The sequence below is a fragment of the Streptomyces sp. NPDC102451 genome (assembly GCF_044765485.1).
GTDB lineage: Bacteria > Actinomycetota > Actinomycetes > Streptomycetales > Streptomycetaceae > Streptomyces.
In genome coordinates this window covers 39,887-55,518 of the sequence record NZ_JBIWKD010000025.1, presented here as the reverse complement: position 1 = coordinate 55,518, position 15,632 = coordinate 39,887, and the positions used below count along the sequence as shown (strand labels likewise).

General features: G+C 72.3%; 15 protein-coding genes. 9 read left to right on the top strand and 6 right to left on the bottom strand.

The features are described 5' to 3' along the window. Positions 1–21 precede the first annotated feature (21 nt). A complete protein-coding gene (locus ACIRD8_RS34660) occupies positions 22–1,569 on the bottom strand; it encodes a substrate-binding domain-containing protein (RefSeq protein ID WP_404000742.1) in 1,548 nt (515 codons plus the stop codon). Between the two features lie 267 nt (positions 1,570–1,836). Here ACIRD8_RS34660 and ACIRD8_RS34655 point away from each other — a divergent pair, with 267 nt between their 5' ends. Together ACIRD8_RS34655 and ACIRD8_RS34650 are read left to right on the top strand one after the other, a co-directional pair. Further along, a complete protein-coding gene (locus tag ACIRD8_RS34655; protein ID WP_404000739.1) occupies positions 1,837–2,730 on the top strand; it encodes a glycoside hydrolase family 19 protein in 894 nt (297 codons plus the stop codon). Between the two features lie 99 nt (positions 2,731–2,829). Continuing rightward, entirely contained in the window at positions 2,830–3,330 is a 501-nt protein-coding gene (locus ACIRD8_RS34650; RefSeq protein ID WP_404000736.1) for a hypothetical protein, read from the top strand. Positions 3,331–3,366: 36 nt separating this feature from the next. Here the strand turns inward: ACIRD8_RS34650 and dnaN are convergent, their stop codons facing one another. Then, positions 3,367–4,485 (bottom strand): DNA polymerase III subunit beta, encoded by a 1,119-nt coding sequence (dnaN, locus tag ACIRD8_RS34645; RefSeq protein WP_404000733.1) that lies wholly within the window; start codon positions 4,483–4,485, stop codon positions 3,367–3,369. Between the two features lie 377 nt (positions 4,486–4,862). Between dnaN and ACIRD8_RS34640 the strand changes: the two genes are divergently transcribed. Then, entirely contained in the window at positions 4,863–6,332 is a 1,470-nt protein-coding gene (locus tag ACIRD8_RS34640) for a helix-turn-helix domain-containing protein (RefSeq protein WP_404000826.1), read from the top strand. Positions 6,333–6,374: 42 nt separating this feature from the next. Here the strand turns inward: ACIRD8_RS34640 and ACIRD8_RS34635 are convergent, their stop codons facing one another. From ACIRD8_RS34635 to ACIRD8_RS34625, 3 genes are all read right to left on the bottom strand, one after another. Continuing rightward, positions 6,375–8,144: a serine/threonine-protein kinase gene (locus tag ACIRD8_RS34635; RefSeq protein WP_404000730.1), complete on the bottom strand. Its 1,770-nt coding sequence runs from the start codon at positions 8,142–8,144 to the stop codon at positions 6,375–6,377. A 75-nt stretch (positions 8,145–8,219) separates the two neighbouring features. Further along, complete coding sequence (locus tag ACIRD8_RS34630) at positions 8,220–8,750, bottom strand: MarR family winged helix-turn-helix transcriptional regulator (RefSeq protein WP_404000727.1); 531 nt, start codon at positions 8,748–8,750, stop codon at positions 8,220–8,222. Next, entirely contained in the window at positions 8,747–9,376 is a 630-nt protein-coding gene (locus tag ACIRD8_RS34625; RefSeq protein ID WP_404000724.1) for a DJ-1/PfpI family protein, read from the bottom strand. The genes ACIRD8_RS34630 and ACIRD8_RS34625 overlap by 4 nt, the downstream gene beginning before the upstream one ends. Positions 9,377–9,559: 183 nt before the next feature. Between ACIRD8_RS34625 and ACIRD8_RS34620 the strand changes: the two genes are divergently transcribed. The 3 genes from ACIRD8_RS34620 to ACIRD8_RS34610 all read left to right on the top strand — a co-directional run bounded on the left by ACIRD8_RS34620 (position 9,560) and on the right by ACIRD8_RS34610 (position 12,467). After that, on the top strand, positions 9,560–10,933 hold the full coding sequence (locus ACIRD8_RS34620) for an aspartate aminotransferase family protein (protein WP_404000722.1): 1,374 nt from the start codon (positions 9,560–9,562) through the stop codon (positions 10,931–10,933). A gap of 69 nt (positions 10,934–11,002) precedes the next feature. Beyond that, positions 11,003–11,716 (top strand): GntR family transcriptional regulator, encoded by a 714-nt coding sequence (locus ACIRD8_RS34615; RefSeq protein WP_404000719.1) that lies wholly within the window; start codon positions 11,003–11,005, stop codon positions 11,714–11,716. Between the two features lie 100 nt (positions 11,717–11,816). Further along, positions 11,817–12,467, top strand: coding sequence for a hypothetical protein (locus ACIRD8_RS34610; RefSeq protein WP_404000716.1), 651 nt, complete (start codon positions 11,817–11,819; stop codon positions 12,465–12,467). A gap of 54 nt (positions 12,468–12,521) precedes the next feature. Here the strand turns inward: ACIRD8_RS34610 and ACIRD8_RS34605 are convergent, their stop codons facing one another. Beyond that, positions 12,522–13,307 (bottom strand): SLATT domain-containing protein, encoded by a 786-nt coding sequence (locus tag ACIRD8_RS34605; protein WP_404000713.1) that lies wholly within the window; start codon positions 13,305–13,307, stop codon positions 12,522–12,524. Between the two features lie 359 nt (positions 13,308–13,666). Between ACIRD8_RS34605 and ACIRD8_RS34600 the strand changes: the two genes are divergently transcribed. From ACIRD8_RS34600 to ACIRD8_RS34590, 3 genes are all read left to right on the top strand, one after another. Next, positions 13,667–14,002, top strand: a complete 336-nt coding sequence (locus ACIRD8_RS34600) for a YbaB/EbfC family nucleoid-associated protein (RefSeq protein WP_387395116.1) — start codon at positions 13,667–13,669, stop codon at positions 14,000–14,002. 69 nt (positions 14,003–14,071) lie between these two features. Further along, the gene (gene recR / locus ACIRD8_RS34595; RefSeq protein WP_099173476.1) at positions 14,072–14,671 is read left to right on the top strand and encodes a recombination mediator RecR; all 600 of its coding nucleotides are present in this window, start codon (positions 14,072–14,074) and stop codon (positions 14,669–14,671) included. 101 nt (positions 14,672–14,772) lie between these two features. Next, positions 14,773–15,432 carry a DUF5063 domain-containing protein gene (locus ACIRD8_RS34590; protein ID WP_358969835.1) on the top strand — a complete coding sequence of 220 codons (660 nt, stop codon included), beginning with the start codon at positions 14,773–14,775 and terminating at the stop codon, positions 15,430–15,432. The last annotated feature ends 200 nt before the right edge of the window (positions 15,433–15,632 follow it).

The window sequence follows — 15,632 nt, the reverse complement described above, 5'->3', positions numbered from 1 at the left end:
AAGGTCCGGCCGCTCCGTCGTCTACCGGGGTACCGCACTGTCCTCCCCGCAGAGCCGCATCCCCTTCGGGGTCGCGCAGGGCAGATGACCGCCGGTCCGCATGATCTCCTCGCCGTAGTCGTCGACGTAGTTGAGGAAGCCGGTCACCAGCGAGTCGGCGGGTGGCGATCCGTAGGTGTAGGCGTACTCGATCTCCCGGTACGGGTAGCTGCTGGTGCCGATCGAGTCGACGGAGGGGACGGTGCCGTCGATGGCCGTCCGGTGCGCCCCGGCGGGCACGTCGCCGTTGCGCAGCTCGGTGTAGCCGATCGCGCCGTCCAGCCGGGCGACCTCGGCCAGGACCTGGTCCGTGCCGTCGAGTTCGCAGCGGAGGACCGGGGCGTCGGCGTAGTCCTTGGTGGTGCAGTCGCGCGAGGAGGTGGCGGGCTCGCTGCCGTTCAGGACACGGCGCTGGAACACCTCACGGGTCCCGGAGTTGGCGTCCCGGCTGACGAGCCTGATCTCCAGGTCGGGGCCGCCCTCGATCTCGTTCCAGTTGCGGATGTCGCCGCGGTAGATCCGTCCGATCTGGTCGAGCGAGAGGTCGGTCACCGGCACCGTGTCGTTGACGACGAGGGAGAACAGCGAGATCGCGACCCGCTTCTCGTGCAGCGCGGTGAGCGCGGCGGGCCTGGGGCCGTCGGAGAAGGCGATCATGGCGGGCGAACCGGCAGGTCCGGCCTTGCCGCCCAGCGCGTCGAGCTTCCGCACCCCGGCGTTGCTGCCATGGATGTCCAGGACGATCTCCGTGCCCTCGCACTCGTCCTCGTACGTACGCTCCAGCTCCTCCAGGACGGGCTTGAACGCCGTGGAGCCCGTGACCGTGAGGGTGCCCCTGGCGCAGTCCATCGGCGGCGGGGAGTCGTCCCGTACGACGATGATGCCCGCGAGCGCGACGACGCAGACGGTGAGCGCCACGGTGATGCTCCTGGCGGCAGGTCCGAACAGCGGGGGCTTCTCGTCGGGGCGGGCGGCCTTGTTCCGCGCCACGACACCGTCCCGGATGCCCCCGGTGACCTTGATGGGCCCGCCCACGTGCGAACCGGTGAGCAGGACCAGGAGCTTGAAGTGCTCGTTGCGGTTGAGCGGGACGCGCGGCAGCCGGATGAACGAGCCGTGGTGCCGCATCCCGGCGGCCGGGGTGAAGTGGTCCATCAGATGGTCGGCGTCCGGCGAATGGGTCACGGCGATCCCGCGGACGGTCCGCCCGGTGAACTCCGCCGTGAGGCCGTTGAGTTCCCCGCGCCCGGTGTAGTCCTCGTCGCCGATCGACTGCGAGCCGTCGTTCTCGATGCGCAGCAGGACGAGCGTGGCGTCGGCCATGTCCGGGGTCTCGTTGAAGAGGCCCAGCCGCACATTGGCCCGGCCCTGGCTCACCTCGCTGCCGATGGGTGTGTCCATCTGCACGCGGTAGCCGATGCGCTTGCGGCGCGGGACACGGCGTTCGTACCAGAGCACGCCCGCCGACGTCAGGACGCCCAGGACGGCGGTGAGGACGGCGACGACGTTCTCGGGGCTGAACCACTCCATGGTCCTCGCGCTCCCTCGGGGATGCGGTGTGCCGGATGGCGTCACGGTACGGCCGGGGATCGCGAGGAGGACGAGCCTCCGGATTCCTTCCGGTGAAGTTCGCCTCGCGTTCAATGGGCCCGCATTTACGGCGAGTTGGGCGTCAGCCGGATGGAGGGCGAGTTCTGGTCTAGACCTTGACAGGTCCAGACCATCGGCGCTTGAGTGGCTCCAACCCCCCATGGCGGCGCTCGCTCGCGCGGGCGCCGCGCTCGAAGGAGAGATCACGTGGCCAAACGTGTCATGAGCCTGATCGCCGCGCTGGGCGCGGTCATCGCGACGTTCGTCTTTCTCCCCGCCTCCACGGCTTCGGCCGCCGCGTGCGCCCCGGCCTGGAACGCCTCCTCCGTGTACACCGGCGGCGGCTCGGCCTCGTACGAAGGGCACAACTGGTCCGCGAAGTGGTGGACCCAGAACGAGCGGCCCGGCACGTCCGACGTCTGGGCGGACCAGGGCAGCTGCGGCTCCGGCGGCGAGACGGACCCGGGCGAGCCGGACCCCTCGGGCTTCCTGGTGAGCGAGGCCCAGTTCAACCAGATGTTCCCGAACCGGAATTCGTTCTACACCTACAGTGGCCTCACCGCGGCCCTGAGCGCCTACCCGGGCTTCGCCAACACCGGCAGCGACACGGTCAAGAAGCAGGAGGCGGCGGCGTTCCTCGCCAACGTCAGCCATGAGACCGGCGGGCTGGTGTACATCAAGGAGATCAACGAGGCCAACTACCCGCACTACTGCGACGCCAGCCAGTCCTACGGCTGCCCGGCCGGACAGGCCGCCTACTACGGGCGTGGTCCCATCCAGCTCAGCTGGAACTTCAACTACAAGGCCGCCGGTGACGCGCTGGGCATCGACCTGCTCGGCAACCCCTACCTGGTCGAGCAGAACGCGTCCGTGGCCTGGAAGACCGGCCTCTGGTACTGGAACACCCAGAGCGGCCCCGGCACCATGACGCCGCACAACGCCATCGTCAACGGCGCCGGCTTCGGTGAGACGATCCGCTCGATCAACGGCAGCATCGAGTGCAACGGCGGCAACCCCGCCCAGGTCCAGAGCCGCATCGACACGTACCAGGCGTTCGTCCAGATCCTCGGAACCACGCCCGGCTCGAACCTGAGCTGCTGAACCCGGCCCCACCCCGGGGGAGAAGGGGGCGCGTACGGCAGTGGCCGTGCGCGCCCCCGATTCGTTTTCCGGAGCGGGCGGTTGGCAGGATCGGGCCCCATGGACACGGAAAACGCCGGCACCCCTCCCGCGACCACCGAGGCCCGCCTGGCCCTGATCGACAAGGTCCTCGCCCTGCCCTTCCCGCCGGGGGAGGAGAGCGAGGACAACGGTGTGCGCAGCAGCGGCCCCGGACACCACCTGCTGATCCTCCGGGCGAGCCAGGACTTCTGGGACGACCGGTCGCCCGAGGTCGTCGAACCCGCCGAGCAGGAGATCGAGACCGAGTTCAGCGTGCTGGCGACCGCGCTGAGCGAGCGGTGGGGCGAGCCGGAGACCGTCGACCTCTGGCCGTATCTGGAGCGGGACGACGACGGCTCGGGCGAGGATGTCGCCCCGGAGCCCATGGGGCAGCTCTGCCAGCTGGCGGGCAGCATGCAGGTCTGGCGGGTGCCCGGGGGCACGCGCTGGCTCGGACTGTCGGTGGGGCAGGCCGATCCGGAGTTCCCCGTCTGGCTGCTGGCCGCCGTCGGGGAGACGGCGACGCTCCCGGGGCGCTGACCCCGCCCCGGGGCTCCGGGGCGCCCGCCCCAGGGGTCAGAGCAGCGGCGGTTTCACGGACATCAGCAGATGCTGGTGGGTGACCGTCCCGGTGCCGTCCCCGCCGGTGACCATGGCGCGCTGCCCCGGCCCCATCAGCTTCATCCGGACCGTCGCGTCCTCGAAGGAGGACAGGGCGTCCATCAGATACGCGGGGTTGAAGGCCACGGCCATCTCCACCGCACCGGCCGAGACCGCGGGCAGCCGCTGCGAGGCCACATCGTCCTCGAACCCCGCCTGCAGCAGAACCGAGCCCTCCGGCCCGGCGGAGAACGTCAGCTGGAGCGGACTGCCGCCGTCCGCGACCACGGAGACCCGCTTGACGGCCTCCACCAGACGGGCCCGGTCCAGCACCACGACCGCGGGGTCCGCCATCGCGAACAGCTTGTCGTGGCGCGGGAGTCTGCCGTCCAGCAGCCGCACCGTCGTACGCGTCCCGGCGTGCTCGAACCCGACCGAGCCCCCGTCCACGGCGACATCGACCTGCCCGGGCCCGCCGAGCGACCGGGCGATCTCGGCCAGCCGGCGCGCCGACACCACGACATCGGCCGCCACCTCGGGCGCCGTCGCCTTGAACGGCAGGGTGCGCACCGCGAAGCGGTACCGGTCCGTCGCCGCCAGGGTCATCGTGGTGCCGTCGAGACCGAGACGGATCCCGGTGAGCGTCGGCAGGGTGTCGTCCCGCCCCGCCGCCACCGCCACCTGGGCGACCGCCGAGGCGAACTCCCCGGCGTCCACCGCCCCGCGGACCTCCGGCAGCGGCGGCAGCGCCGGATAGTCGTCGAAGGGGAGGACCGAGAGGCCGAAGCGGGAGCCGTCACCCACGACCGTGAGACGCGAGCCCTCCAGGGCGCACTCCACGGGCCCCTCGGGCAGCACCTTGCAGATGTCGAGCAGCCGCCGCCCCATGACCAGCACCTTCCCGGGCCGGACGGTGTGCGCCTCCGTCTCGACGCGCGTGGAGGCCTCGAAGTCCAGACCCGACACACGGAGCCGGCCGGCGTCGGCGTCGAGGAGGAGCCCGCCGAGGACGGGAACGGGCGAGCGCGCGGGCAGCACCCGGGCCGCCCGCGAGACGGCATCGGTCAGTGCGCCACGCTCGATGCGGAATTCCACGGCAGGGGCCTCTCGTCCGGCGTACGTCACGGTCGAGAACCACGCTAGGCGGCACCACTGACAGCGGCCGCGGACCGACGACAGCGACCACCCCCGTGAGCCGCTGCCGCCGTGCCGTCCGGACGTCCCCCGACGTCCTCGGGCCCCCGGATCCGGGACGTCCTGACGTCCCCCGACGTCCCCCGAACGTCCCGGAACACGCTGGGGACTCTAGGTGGACGCAGCGGCGGGCGGGGAGATTCAAATCGCACCGTGTGGAACACGACGGGTATCAAACCGCACAGCCGGACCGGTACTCTGCACTCCGGTTCCGGGGAGGAGCGTTCGGGAGGAGCGGACACGTGCGTGCGCGGGAACGGGCCGACGACGTACTTCTGATGTACCGGCTGGCGCGGACCGGTGGATCGCCGGAGCTGCTGCGCAGGCTGGCCCAGCGGGCGGAGGGCTGGGCCGGGATCCTTGACGGGGACGGCACGGTGCTCCAGGCCGTGGCCGGAAACGTCCGGTGGCCGGGGCACGAGGCGGCCGGGCTCGCCGCGCGGGCGGCGCGGGAGCTGACGGCCAGGGCCGCCGGCTCGTACTCCCTCGACACCGACGAGTGCGCCGCGCTGCTGCTTCCCCTCGACCGGGCGTCCGAGGGGCACGGCCCGGTCCTCGCGGTCGTCGCCCCCAAGCCGCTGCCCGGCGGGCTGACCACGCTGATGGCGGACGCGGTGATGCCGCTCGCCCTGTCCTGGGCGTCGGAGAGCGTCGAGCGCAAACGGCGGCGCGTGGACCTCGCGGAGTCCCGGGGCCGTGAGGCCGTGCTGCACCTCCTGATGACGGGTCAGCTCTCCATCGCCCACCAGGTGGCGGGTGCTCTGCGGCCGAAGCTCCCCGACCCCGTACGCGTCTGCGTCGTCGAGTGCTCGGGAGGGCAGCGGGACGAGGTGGCCCGGATCTGTACGGACGTCTCCGGTGGCCGTACCTGGATCGTGCGCTGCCCGGTCTACGCCCGTCATCTGATCCTGATCGTGCCGGCGGACGACGAAGCGGAACCGCAAACGGAAGGACCGGAAGGGCCGGAGGGCGGCACGCTCGGTCTGGCCGTCGCCGGACTCGTGGAGGACTGCGTCGTAGGCGTCAGCGAGGAGGTGCGGCTGCCCGACACGGCGACCGCCTACCAGCAGGCCTTCCACGCCCTCGCCGTCGCCCGTGGACTCCCCGGGCGCCACGCCAGATTCGGTGCCGCCCCGGAGCCCGCGCTGGTCGTGGGCGCCGCCGGGGCCCGGTGGGCCGACGCCCTGCTCGCGCCCCTCCTCGCCCATCTGCCGCGCCGCTCGCAGGACCCGGGCAGCCAGGAGCTGTCGGCGACCCTCGCGTCCTGGCTGGCGTTCTCCTCCCACGCCACCCAGCACCTGAAGATCCACCGCAACACGCTGGCCGCCCGGCTGAAGCTCGTCGGTGAACTCCTCGGCCTGGACCTGAACCGGGTGGCGGACCAGGCGGCCGTCGACCTGGCCCTGCGGATCAGGGCCACTCCGGCCCTGCAGCGCCCCGACCCGGGGGATGCCGCCGCGCCCCGGGACCTCGACACGGTGCTGCGTGCCCCCGGGGTCCAGGACTGGGCCCTCCAGCAGCTGCGGCTCGTCGGCCGGGCCGGACCGACGGCGGAGGACACCCTGCGGACCTGGCTGCGGTGCGAGGCCCAACTGAGCCCGGCCGCCGCCGAACTGGGCATCTCCGTGCCCGGCGCGCGCAAGCGCCTCACCCGGCTCGAAGCACTGCTGTGCAGGTCGCTGCTCCAGACTCCGAGCGCGCGGTACGACCTGTGGCTCGCGTTCCGGGCGGTGGACCTCGCGGCGTGACCGCGTGCCCTCGGCCGTGTGTGCCCCTGCTCGTGCTGCCGCTCAGCCCGTCTTCGTGTACGTCAGGCTCTGGCCGGTGGAGGTGATCTGGCGGCGCAGGGTGCCGTCGGGCTGCAGCGTCAGGACGGTGGGCTCCCCCGGGGTGCACGAGGCCTCCGGTTCGCCCTCGACCACCTGGGAGGGCCCGATGCGGACGGGCCCGCCGGAGGACGGCTCGCTCGCCAGCTCGGCCTGGAACACGCAGCGGTAGGAGCCGCCCGTGTCGAGCGGGCCTTCGGCGGTGAGGGACATCACGGTGTCGCCCACCTCGCCCTGCTGGACGACCAGTTGACGGTTCGACGCTCCCCCGCCGCCCTCGACGGTGCCGGACCAGGTGCCCAGGAACCCGGAGGGGACGGAGCCGTCGGAGCCCTTGCCGTCGGTGCCGCCGGAGCCTTCGCCGCCCGAGGAGCCGTGACCGGAAGGGGAGACCGACCCGCTGGGGTTCGCCGTGGGATCGCCGTCCCCGCCCCGCATGAAGGCGTAGACCCCCCAGCCCGCCCCCACCGCGACGAGCAGCGCGACGGCGACCAGCAGCAGGGTGGAGCCCACCGCGCGGCGGCGTTCGGGCGGCGGCGCGAAGCCCCCGGGCCGGCCGTACGGAGGAACGGGCGGCCTGTATCCGTTGGCGGGGGAGGGCTGTTGCGGATAGCCGTACGCACGTGCCGGTGCGGGAGGCTGCGGCACCGGTGGCCGGGCGAACGCGGGGGTCAGGTGCGCGGCGGCGGGAGGCGGCACCGGCGCGGGAGGAGCGGGCCCGGCGGGTGCGGCGGGCACCTGCGCCGCCCGCGGGCCCCCGGCGGCACCGGACTCCCCGGCGGCACCGGACTCCCCGGGGTCCTCCGGGTCCTCGGAGTCCAGCAGCTCCACCGCGTGCCGGCCCAGCTGGGCGATCAGGGCGCCCGGAAGCCACGGCTCGGCCGTGTCCGTATCGCCCAGCCGCTCCAGGACGGCGTCCGTGGTCGGCCGTGCGGCCGGGTCCTTCGCCAGGCACTCCTGGATCAGCTCGACCAGGTCGACGGGTACGCCGGTGAGGTCGGGCTCCTCTTGCACTATCCGGTACATCAGCGCGTGGGCTCCGGTGTCCGCCGTACCGAACGGCAGCCGGCCGGTGGCCGCGTACGCCAGGACGGCCCCGAGACAGAACACGTCGCACGCGGGCGTCACGCGCTCGCCCCGCACCTGCTCGGGCGACATGAACCCGGGGGAGCCGATCATCGCGCCGGTGCGGGTGAGGCCGCCGTCGGCCACGGTGTCCAGGGCCCGGGCGATCCCGAAGTCGATGACACGGGGCCCGTCGATCGTCATCAGGACGTTGGACGGTTTCAGGTCACGGTGGATCAGCCCGGCGCGGTGGATGTCCTGGAGGGCCCCCGCGAGCCCGGCGCCCAGGATGCAAACGGAGCGCCCGGGGAGCGGACCGTACGCCTCCGGGTCGGGCACCGGCGCGCCAGGACGCCCCGAGACGATGCGGTGGAGCGAGGGGCCGGCGACGTAACCGGTGGCCACCCACGGCACCGCGGCGTCCACCCCGGCGTCGAGAACCGGCGCGGTCCAGGAGCCGCCGACCCGCCGGGCGGCCTGCACCTCCGCCCGGAAGCGGTCGCGGAAATGCTGCAGTTCGGCGAGCTCGGGACGGACCAGCTTGATGGCGACGGTACGGCCCCGGTCCGAGCGTGCCAGGAACACCTGGCCCATCCCGCCGGCGCCGAGACGCCCCAACAGGCGGTAGGTGCCGATGCGTTGCGGATCGCCGGCGCCCAGCTTCTCCATGGTGCGTTTCCTCCCCGTACGGCCGTGGCGGACCGTGGGGTCGAGAATAGCGGCGCACCTGTCCGGAGGCGGCCCTCAGCCCCCGGAGGGCTCCGGCGGCAGCCCGGCCGGGGACGTCAGGGTGTCCATGGCGGCCGAGAGCCGCTCCAGCACCTCGACGGTCCGGGCGAACTCCTCCTCGCCCAGCTCCCCGGCCAGCCGCGCCGCGAACTCCGCGTGGGCGGGGATGATCCGTCGCACCGCGTCCCGGCCCTCCGCGGTGGGGCGGAGCAGCTTGGCGCGCCGGTGGGCCGGGTTCGCGAGGTACTCGGCGAGGCCCCGGTCGACCAGCAGATCGGCGATCCGCTGCACGCTCTGCCGGGTGATCCCCATCGCGCGGGCGATCCCCGACACGGGAAGCGGCTCGGTCAGGACCGCGCCGAGGACCTGCCACCGGGCCGCCGTGAGCCCGGCGGGCCCGGCCAGCTCCTCGGCGACCGCCAGGAACCGGCCGTTGAGCCGGAACACCCCGAGCGCGGTGCGGCTGAGCAGAGTGGGGTTCCCCGCGCTCTCGCCGTTCCCTGGGTCCCCGCCGGTCCCGGAGGCCCCGTCGGTCGTAGCGCTCATGCGTTCAGCTCCTCGTAGGCGCCGGCGTCCGAGTCGTGGAAGAGCCGGTACCAGGCATCCAGCTTCTTCGGCTCGAACACCCCGAGCAGACCGAAGATCTCGCGGGCGAAGGCGACCGGCTCGGTCGGCCCCGCCGTGACGAGAGCGCCGCGCGGCACCCCGCCGGACGGTGTGTCCGCGCCGGGGTCCGTCACCGCGTCGGCGTCCACGTAGTGCGCGCCGCCCGCGTACCCCGTGGCCGCGAGGTAGAAGGAGACGGCGCTCGTGTGGCGGCGCCCGTCGAGCAGTCCCTCGCGGGCCAGTCCCGCGGTCGCCCCGCAGATGGCCGCCACCGGCACACCCGCCTCCAGGAATTCCCGTGCCGCCCGGGCGAAGGGGGCGAGGGTGTCCCCGGCGTCCCACAGGGAGGCGCCGGTGAGGATCAGCAGCTCGCTCCCGGCAGGGTCCAGCGCGTCGAGCGGCAGATCGGGCTGGACGCGGACCCCGCCCATCGTGGTGACGGGTGCGGTGGTGAGGCCGACGGTGCGCACGGTGTGACCGTGCTGGGTGAGCTGGGACGTGGCGAAGCCCGGCTCCCAGTCGGCGAACGTGTCGTAGACGGCCAGGTGGACGCTCGTGCCGGTCATGACGACCTCCGGTGGCGGAATTCCGTGAACCGATCCTTACGACAGCAGCCTGTCATGATGACAACATGCTGTCAATAGATCGGCCGGTTGCCGGGCGGAGACCCGACACCCTGCCGAGCCGGGCGGCCCACGCCGTACACAGTGGCCATGGAGGACGGCCGCGCCGCCGCATACGCTCGCCGCATGAGCCCCGATGCCCCTCGCGCCCCGTACGCCGACCCCGCAGCGGGCGCGGCCGTGAAGGCCGCCGACCGCGCGCACGTGTTCCACTCCTGGTCCGCCCAGGGCCTGATCGACCCGCTCGCCGTCGCCGGCGCCGAGGGGGTGTACTTCTGGGACTACGACGGCAACCGCTATCTGGACTTCACCAGCGGTCTCGTCTTCACCAACATCGGCTACCAGCACCCCACCGTGGTCGCCGCGATCCAGGAACAGGCGGGCAAGCTCGCCACGTTCGCACCCGCCTTCGCCGTCGAGGCGCGCTCCGAGGCCGCCCGGCTGATCGCCGAGCGCACCCCCGGCGACCTGGACAAGATCTTCTTCACCAACGGCGGCGCCGAGGCCGTCGAGAACGCCGTCCGCATGGCCCGCGTCCACACCGGGCGCACGAAGGTGCTCTCCGCCTACCGCTCGTACCACGGAGCCACCTCCACCGCGATCAACCTCACCGGCGACCCGCGCCGCTGGGCGTCCGACACCGGATCGGCGGGCGTCGTCCGCTTCTGGGCGCCGTTCCTCTACCGCTCCCCGTTCCACGCGCAGACGGAGGCCGAGGAGTGCGCCCGCGCACTCCAGCACCTCGAGGACACGCTCGCCTTCGAGGGCCCGGCGACCGTCGCCGCGATCATCCTGGAGACGATCCCCGGCACGGCCGGCATCATGACGCCGCCGCCCGGCTACCTCGCGGGAGTCCGCGAGATCTGCGACCGGTACGGGATCGTGTTCGTGCTGGACGAGGTGATGGCCGGTTTCGGACGCACCGGGAAGTGGTTCGCCGCCGACCACGACGGTGTCGTGCCGGACCTGATGACCTTCGCGAAGGGCGTGAACTCCGGTTACGTGCCGCTCGGCGGCGTCGCGATCAACGCCGAGATCGCCGCCACGTTCGAGACGCGCCCCTACCCCGGCGGACTCACCTACTCCGGCCACCCGCTGGCCTGTGCCGCCGCCGTCGCGACGATCGGCGTGATGGAGGACGAGAAGGTCGTCGAGAGCGCCGCACACCTCGGCGAGCACGTGCTCGGCCCCGGTCTGCGCGAGCTCGCCGAGCGGCACCCGTCCGTCGGCGAGGTGCGGGGGCTCGGCGCGTTCTGGGCGCTGGAGCTGGTCCGTGACAGGGAGACCCGCGAGCCCCTGGTCCCGTACAACGCGACCGGCGAGGCCAACGCCCCGATGGCCGCCTTCGGCGCGGCCTGCCGGAAGAACGGCCTCTGGCCCTTCATCAACATGAACCGCACCCATGTCGTCCCCGCCTGCAACATCACCGAGGCGGAGGCGAAGGAGGGCCTCGCCGCCCTGGACGCGGCCCTCTCGGTCGCGGACGAGCACACGCTGTAGACGGCGCAACCGGAGTGACGCCCCCACCAGGTCGTAAGGTGACCCAAGCCGAGAACGGGAGGGGGCGTCATGGGCGCGAGCGGAGGCGTGACCCGCAGCACGCTGCGGCAGCAGATCGCCGACGCACTGCGCGACGAGGTGCTCGCGGGGCGTCTGCGGCCCCGGGTGGAGTTCACCGTCAAGCAGATCGCCGAGCAGTACGGGGTGTCCGCGACGCCCGTACGGGAAGCGCTCTTCGACCTCTCCGCGCAGGGGCTGCTCGAATCCGACCAGCACCGCGGCTTCCGCGTCCGGGAGTTCTCCGTCGCCGACTACCGGGCGATGGTCGAGGCACGGGCCCTGGTCATAGACGGGGTGTTCCGGCGGATCTTCGACGGGACCGGTTCGGCGCCCGCCGTGATCGGCGCCCACCGGGCCGCCCTCGTCTCCGTACGCCGCCGGGGCGAGGAGGCCGCACGGGCGGCGCGCGGCGGTGACCTCGACATCCTCATCGGCTACGACCTGCGGTTCTGGCGGGAGCTGGGCGCGGTCGTCGGCAACGCCTACATCAGCGACTTCCTGCAACGGCTGCGAATGCAGGCCTGGGCCTTCGCCGTCCCGTACCTGCGCGGCGACGGCGACGTACGCGACTGGCTGTGGAACGGCCACCAGGAGCTGGTGGAGGCGATCACGGCTGCCGACGGGCCCGCCGTGCGGGCGGTGCTGGACGACTACTACGCGCACGGGCTGAAGTGGGCGGACCGGCTGGCCCACGGCGACCCCCCGCACCCGGGCCACACCTGAGCGCGCTCCGGCCCCCGGCACGCCCGCACCCTGTGCGCGGGGTCCCGGCCGCATTACGCTGTCCCGACCGTTGCACGAACCCGTTGGAGAGCGAGACTTCGTGGCCTGTGACCTGTGGCTGGTCCCCCTCGTCGATGTGCTGTGCCACAGCCCCGACAACCCGTTCGCCGAAGAGATCGCCGTCTACGACAAGGCGCTGACCGAGGCCGGGCTGCCGCCCGTGCCCGTCTACGCCTACATGCCAGGACTCACCGGGGACGTCGCCCCGGTCGCGGGCTTCGACTACGACGCCCTGCACTTCCTGCGCCGCGCCTACCTGCTCCAGCTCAGCGGCCTCGCCGTCACACCCGTCGACGAACTGGGCGGGGACTACGAGCAGCTGCTGGAGATGTTCGAGCAGAGCGCGCAGGAGTCGCACCTGGTCTGGCACTACGACCACGCCGGAGCGTACGTCCCGGTGGACTTCCCCCATCCGCTCTCCGACGAGCAGCTGCTGGAGGGCGGCGGCCCGCTGGGCTCCTCCCACGGCCTGCTGCGCGAGCTGGAGTTCGTCGCCCCCTCCATCGGCATCGACCCGGCCAACCCTCCGGCCGCACCTCTCCCGCCCGCCGGCCCGACCACGCTGGAGGAACCGGCCGCTCCGGTCCCGTACGACGAGAGCCCGTTCGCCCGCGAGCGGCACGTCTGGCTCGGCCTGCACGCGGCGGCGACCCGTAGCCTCGCGCAGGGCTCGATGATCATCTTCAGCTGAGCCGCCGCGCCTGTGGCAGCCGCCGCACCGGCTGCCCGCGGCCGTCCCGCTCCTTCACCGGGGCGGCTCGGGCGGCCGCTGGCGCGGCATGTTCGGCCGGGCCACCGCGGGCATGGTGAGCCGGTGCGAGGCACCCTGCTCGGGGCGGCCTCCGGGCCCGCCCGTCACCAGCGACTGCACGCCCATGGGCGCGGGGCCCGCCCGGAACTCGACCATCCAGTCCGCCGTCTCCATGCGGACGAGTTCGGTGATGTCCTCGGAGAACCTGCGCAGCACCCCCAGGCACCGCTCCGCGGCCTCGCTGGCGGTGCCCTCCGTCGGCCCGAGCACCTCGCGGACGCACTCGGAGGCCCAGTCGAACTGGAGCACCTGGAGCCGCCGCTGCACGGCCTGCGCCGTCGCGAGGTTCCTTATCCAGCCCGAGGTCAGTCCGAAGTACCGGTCGCACGCCATGCACGCGGCGCCCAGCAGCAGCGACAGATAGCCCCAGCCGGCCGATCCGTGCAGCTCCCCGGTCAGATCGAGCAGCGGGAGGGCCGCGCCCGCCACCACCCCCGCCGCCGTGCCGAGCCGGAGCAGTCTGGCCGTGCGCCGTTTGCGGACCCGGTCGCGCAGATACCAGTCGGCGGTCTCCATGGCGCCGGCCTCGACCCACCGGTACAGCTCGTCGAGCCGTTCGGCGGGTTCACCCCAGTCGCCGAGGGGGAAGGCGCGGCCGGTCAGGTCCCGTGGGCTCGAACCGTAGCGTGAACCGGACCGATCGGTTCCGGTGCCGGCACCGGATCCCGCGCCGGACTCCTTGCGGGGCGGCCCTTCGGGCTGCATCTCCGGCTGACTCACCGGGGGACTCCTCTGCACTCTGCGTTCGGCGCGTATCGACGCGGATCGGCACGGCTCTCGGTCACGGAGGGGCGGATCCCGGCATATGACCGGGGCCCCATCCGTGTAACTCTGCGTTACCCTCACTATGCGTACGGGTGCGGATACGCATGCTCTTCCTACCGCCGAATGGTGGGCCGCGGGGTCGAAATCGCGGGATTCCCGGGTGGACACGGCCTCTGGTCAGGTATAGGAGCCCGGCAGGTGGTTTTCAGAACTCACCCGAAAGAGTTGGTCCCCGGCGGGTGGGGCGCGGTGTCCGGCGAACACGTAGGCTCGGCATACCGAAACAATCCGTTGTCGAAATGCCAGGAGTGACCGTGATTCCCGGTGGTGGCCAGCCCAACATGCAGCAGCTGCTCCAGCAGGCCCAGAAGATGCAGCAGGATCTTGCCGAGGCCCAGGAGGAGCTGGCCAGGACCGAGGTCGAGGGACAGGCGGGCGGTGGTCTCGTGAAGGCCACCGTGACCGGTTCCGGTGAGCTCCGCGCCCTGGTGATCGACCCGGGCGCGGTGGACCCGGAGGACACCGAGACGCTCGCGGACCTCGTGGTCGCGGCGGTCCAGGCGGCGAACGAGAACGCGCAGCAGCTCCAGCAGCAGAAGCTCGGCCCGCTGGCCCAGGGCCTGGGCGGCATGCCGGGTCTTCCGTTCTGACCCTGTGGCTCCCCGTTCGCACCGGCTACGGTACGAACGGCACGAGCAGGAAAAAGGAAAGGCGTTCCGTTGTACGAAGGCGTGGTTCAAGAGCTGATCGACGAGCTGGGCAGGCTGCCGGGCGTCGGTCCCAAGAGCGCGCAGCGGATCGCCTTCCACATCCTGCAGGCCGAGCCCACCGACGTACGCCGTCTGGCCCATGCCCTCCTCGAGGTCAAGGACAAGGTCCGCTTCTGCGAGATCTGCGGCAACGTCGCCCAGCAGGAGCAGTGCGGCATCTGCCGGGACGCACGCCGTGACCGCTCGGTCATCTGCGTCGTCGAGGAGCCCAAGGACGTCGTGGCGATCGAGCGGACCCGTGAGTTCCGGGGCCGCTACCACGTGCTCGGCGGCGCGATCAGCCCGATCGAGGGCGTCGGCCCCGACGACCTGCGCATCCGGGAGCTGCTGGCCCGGCTCGCGGACGGCTCCATCACCGAGCTGATCCTGGCCACCGACCCCAACCTGGAGGGCGAGGCCACCGCGACGTACCTCGCCCGGATGGTCAAGCCGATGGGCCTGCGGGTCACGCGGCTGGCCAGCGGGCTGCCCGTGGGCGGCGACCTGGAGTACGCCGACGAGGTGACCCTGGGCCGCGCCTTCGAGGGGAGGCGGCTGCTCGATGTCTGACCCGGCATCTGAGTCTGACCCGGCATCTGACTGCGGCTTTATGTGCGGCGGCGCTATGTTCTACCCACCGTTCGCGACCGTGCCCACGGGAGGTCCCCTCGATGTCTGACGCCACGCTGAACTCCGTCACGCAGGACCCGGACGATTTCGCCGTCCAGATCGCGGACCAGATCAAGACGTTCATCGTCGCGGTCACCGAGGTGTCCAAGGCCGAGGAGCCCGAGGAGGCCGTACCGGTCCTCCTCCTCCAGGTCTCCCAGCTCCTGCTGGCCGGCGGCAGACTCGGCGCGTACGAGGACATCCTCCCGGACGAGCGCTACGAGCCGGACCTGGGCGCCGAACCGGACGCCGACGGGCTGCGTGAGCGCTTCGCGGAGCTCCTGGAGCCCATCGACGTCTACTCCGAGGTCTTCGACCCGTACGAGCCCCGTAAGCCGCCCGTGCCCCACCGGATCTCCGACGACCTGGCCGACCTGGTCACGGACCTCGGCCACGGCCTCGCGCACTACGAGGCGGACCGCACGGCGGAGGCCATGTGGTGGTGGCAGTTCTCGTACTTCTCCAACTGGGGATCCACCGCGTCCGCAGCCCTGCGCGCGCTCCAGTCGCTGATCGCCCACATCCGGCTGAACCAGCCGCTCCAGGAGCTCGACGGCCTGGACACGGACCAGGACCCGGGCGACGGTGACCTGGCCGAGGAGGCGGGGCGTGTGATGGCCGAGGAGATCGCGGGGCCGCTGGGCCTGCGGCCGGTCCTGTAGCCGTCTCCGTGGCTTGTGCGACCGCTGTGCCTGTTGTGTCCTGGGACACAAAGAGGCGTGCGGTTCGGGGAAGCGGGCAACAGCCCGGTACGAGCAGTTCGGAGCGACACGCCGTTCCGGGTGGTGGGCGGGACATCTCACCATCCGGTACTGACGGGTCGATTCCGGACTGCTCGTTAAACTGAGCCGACCGCACCATT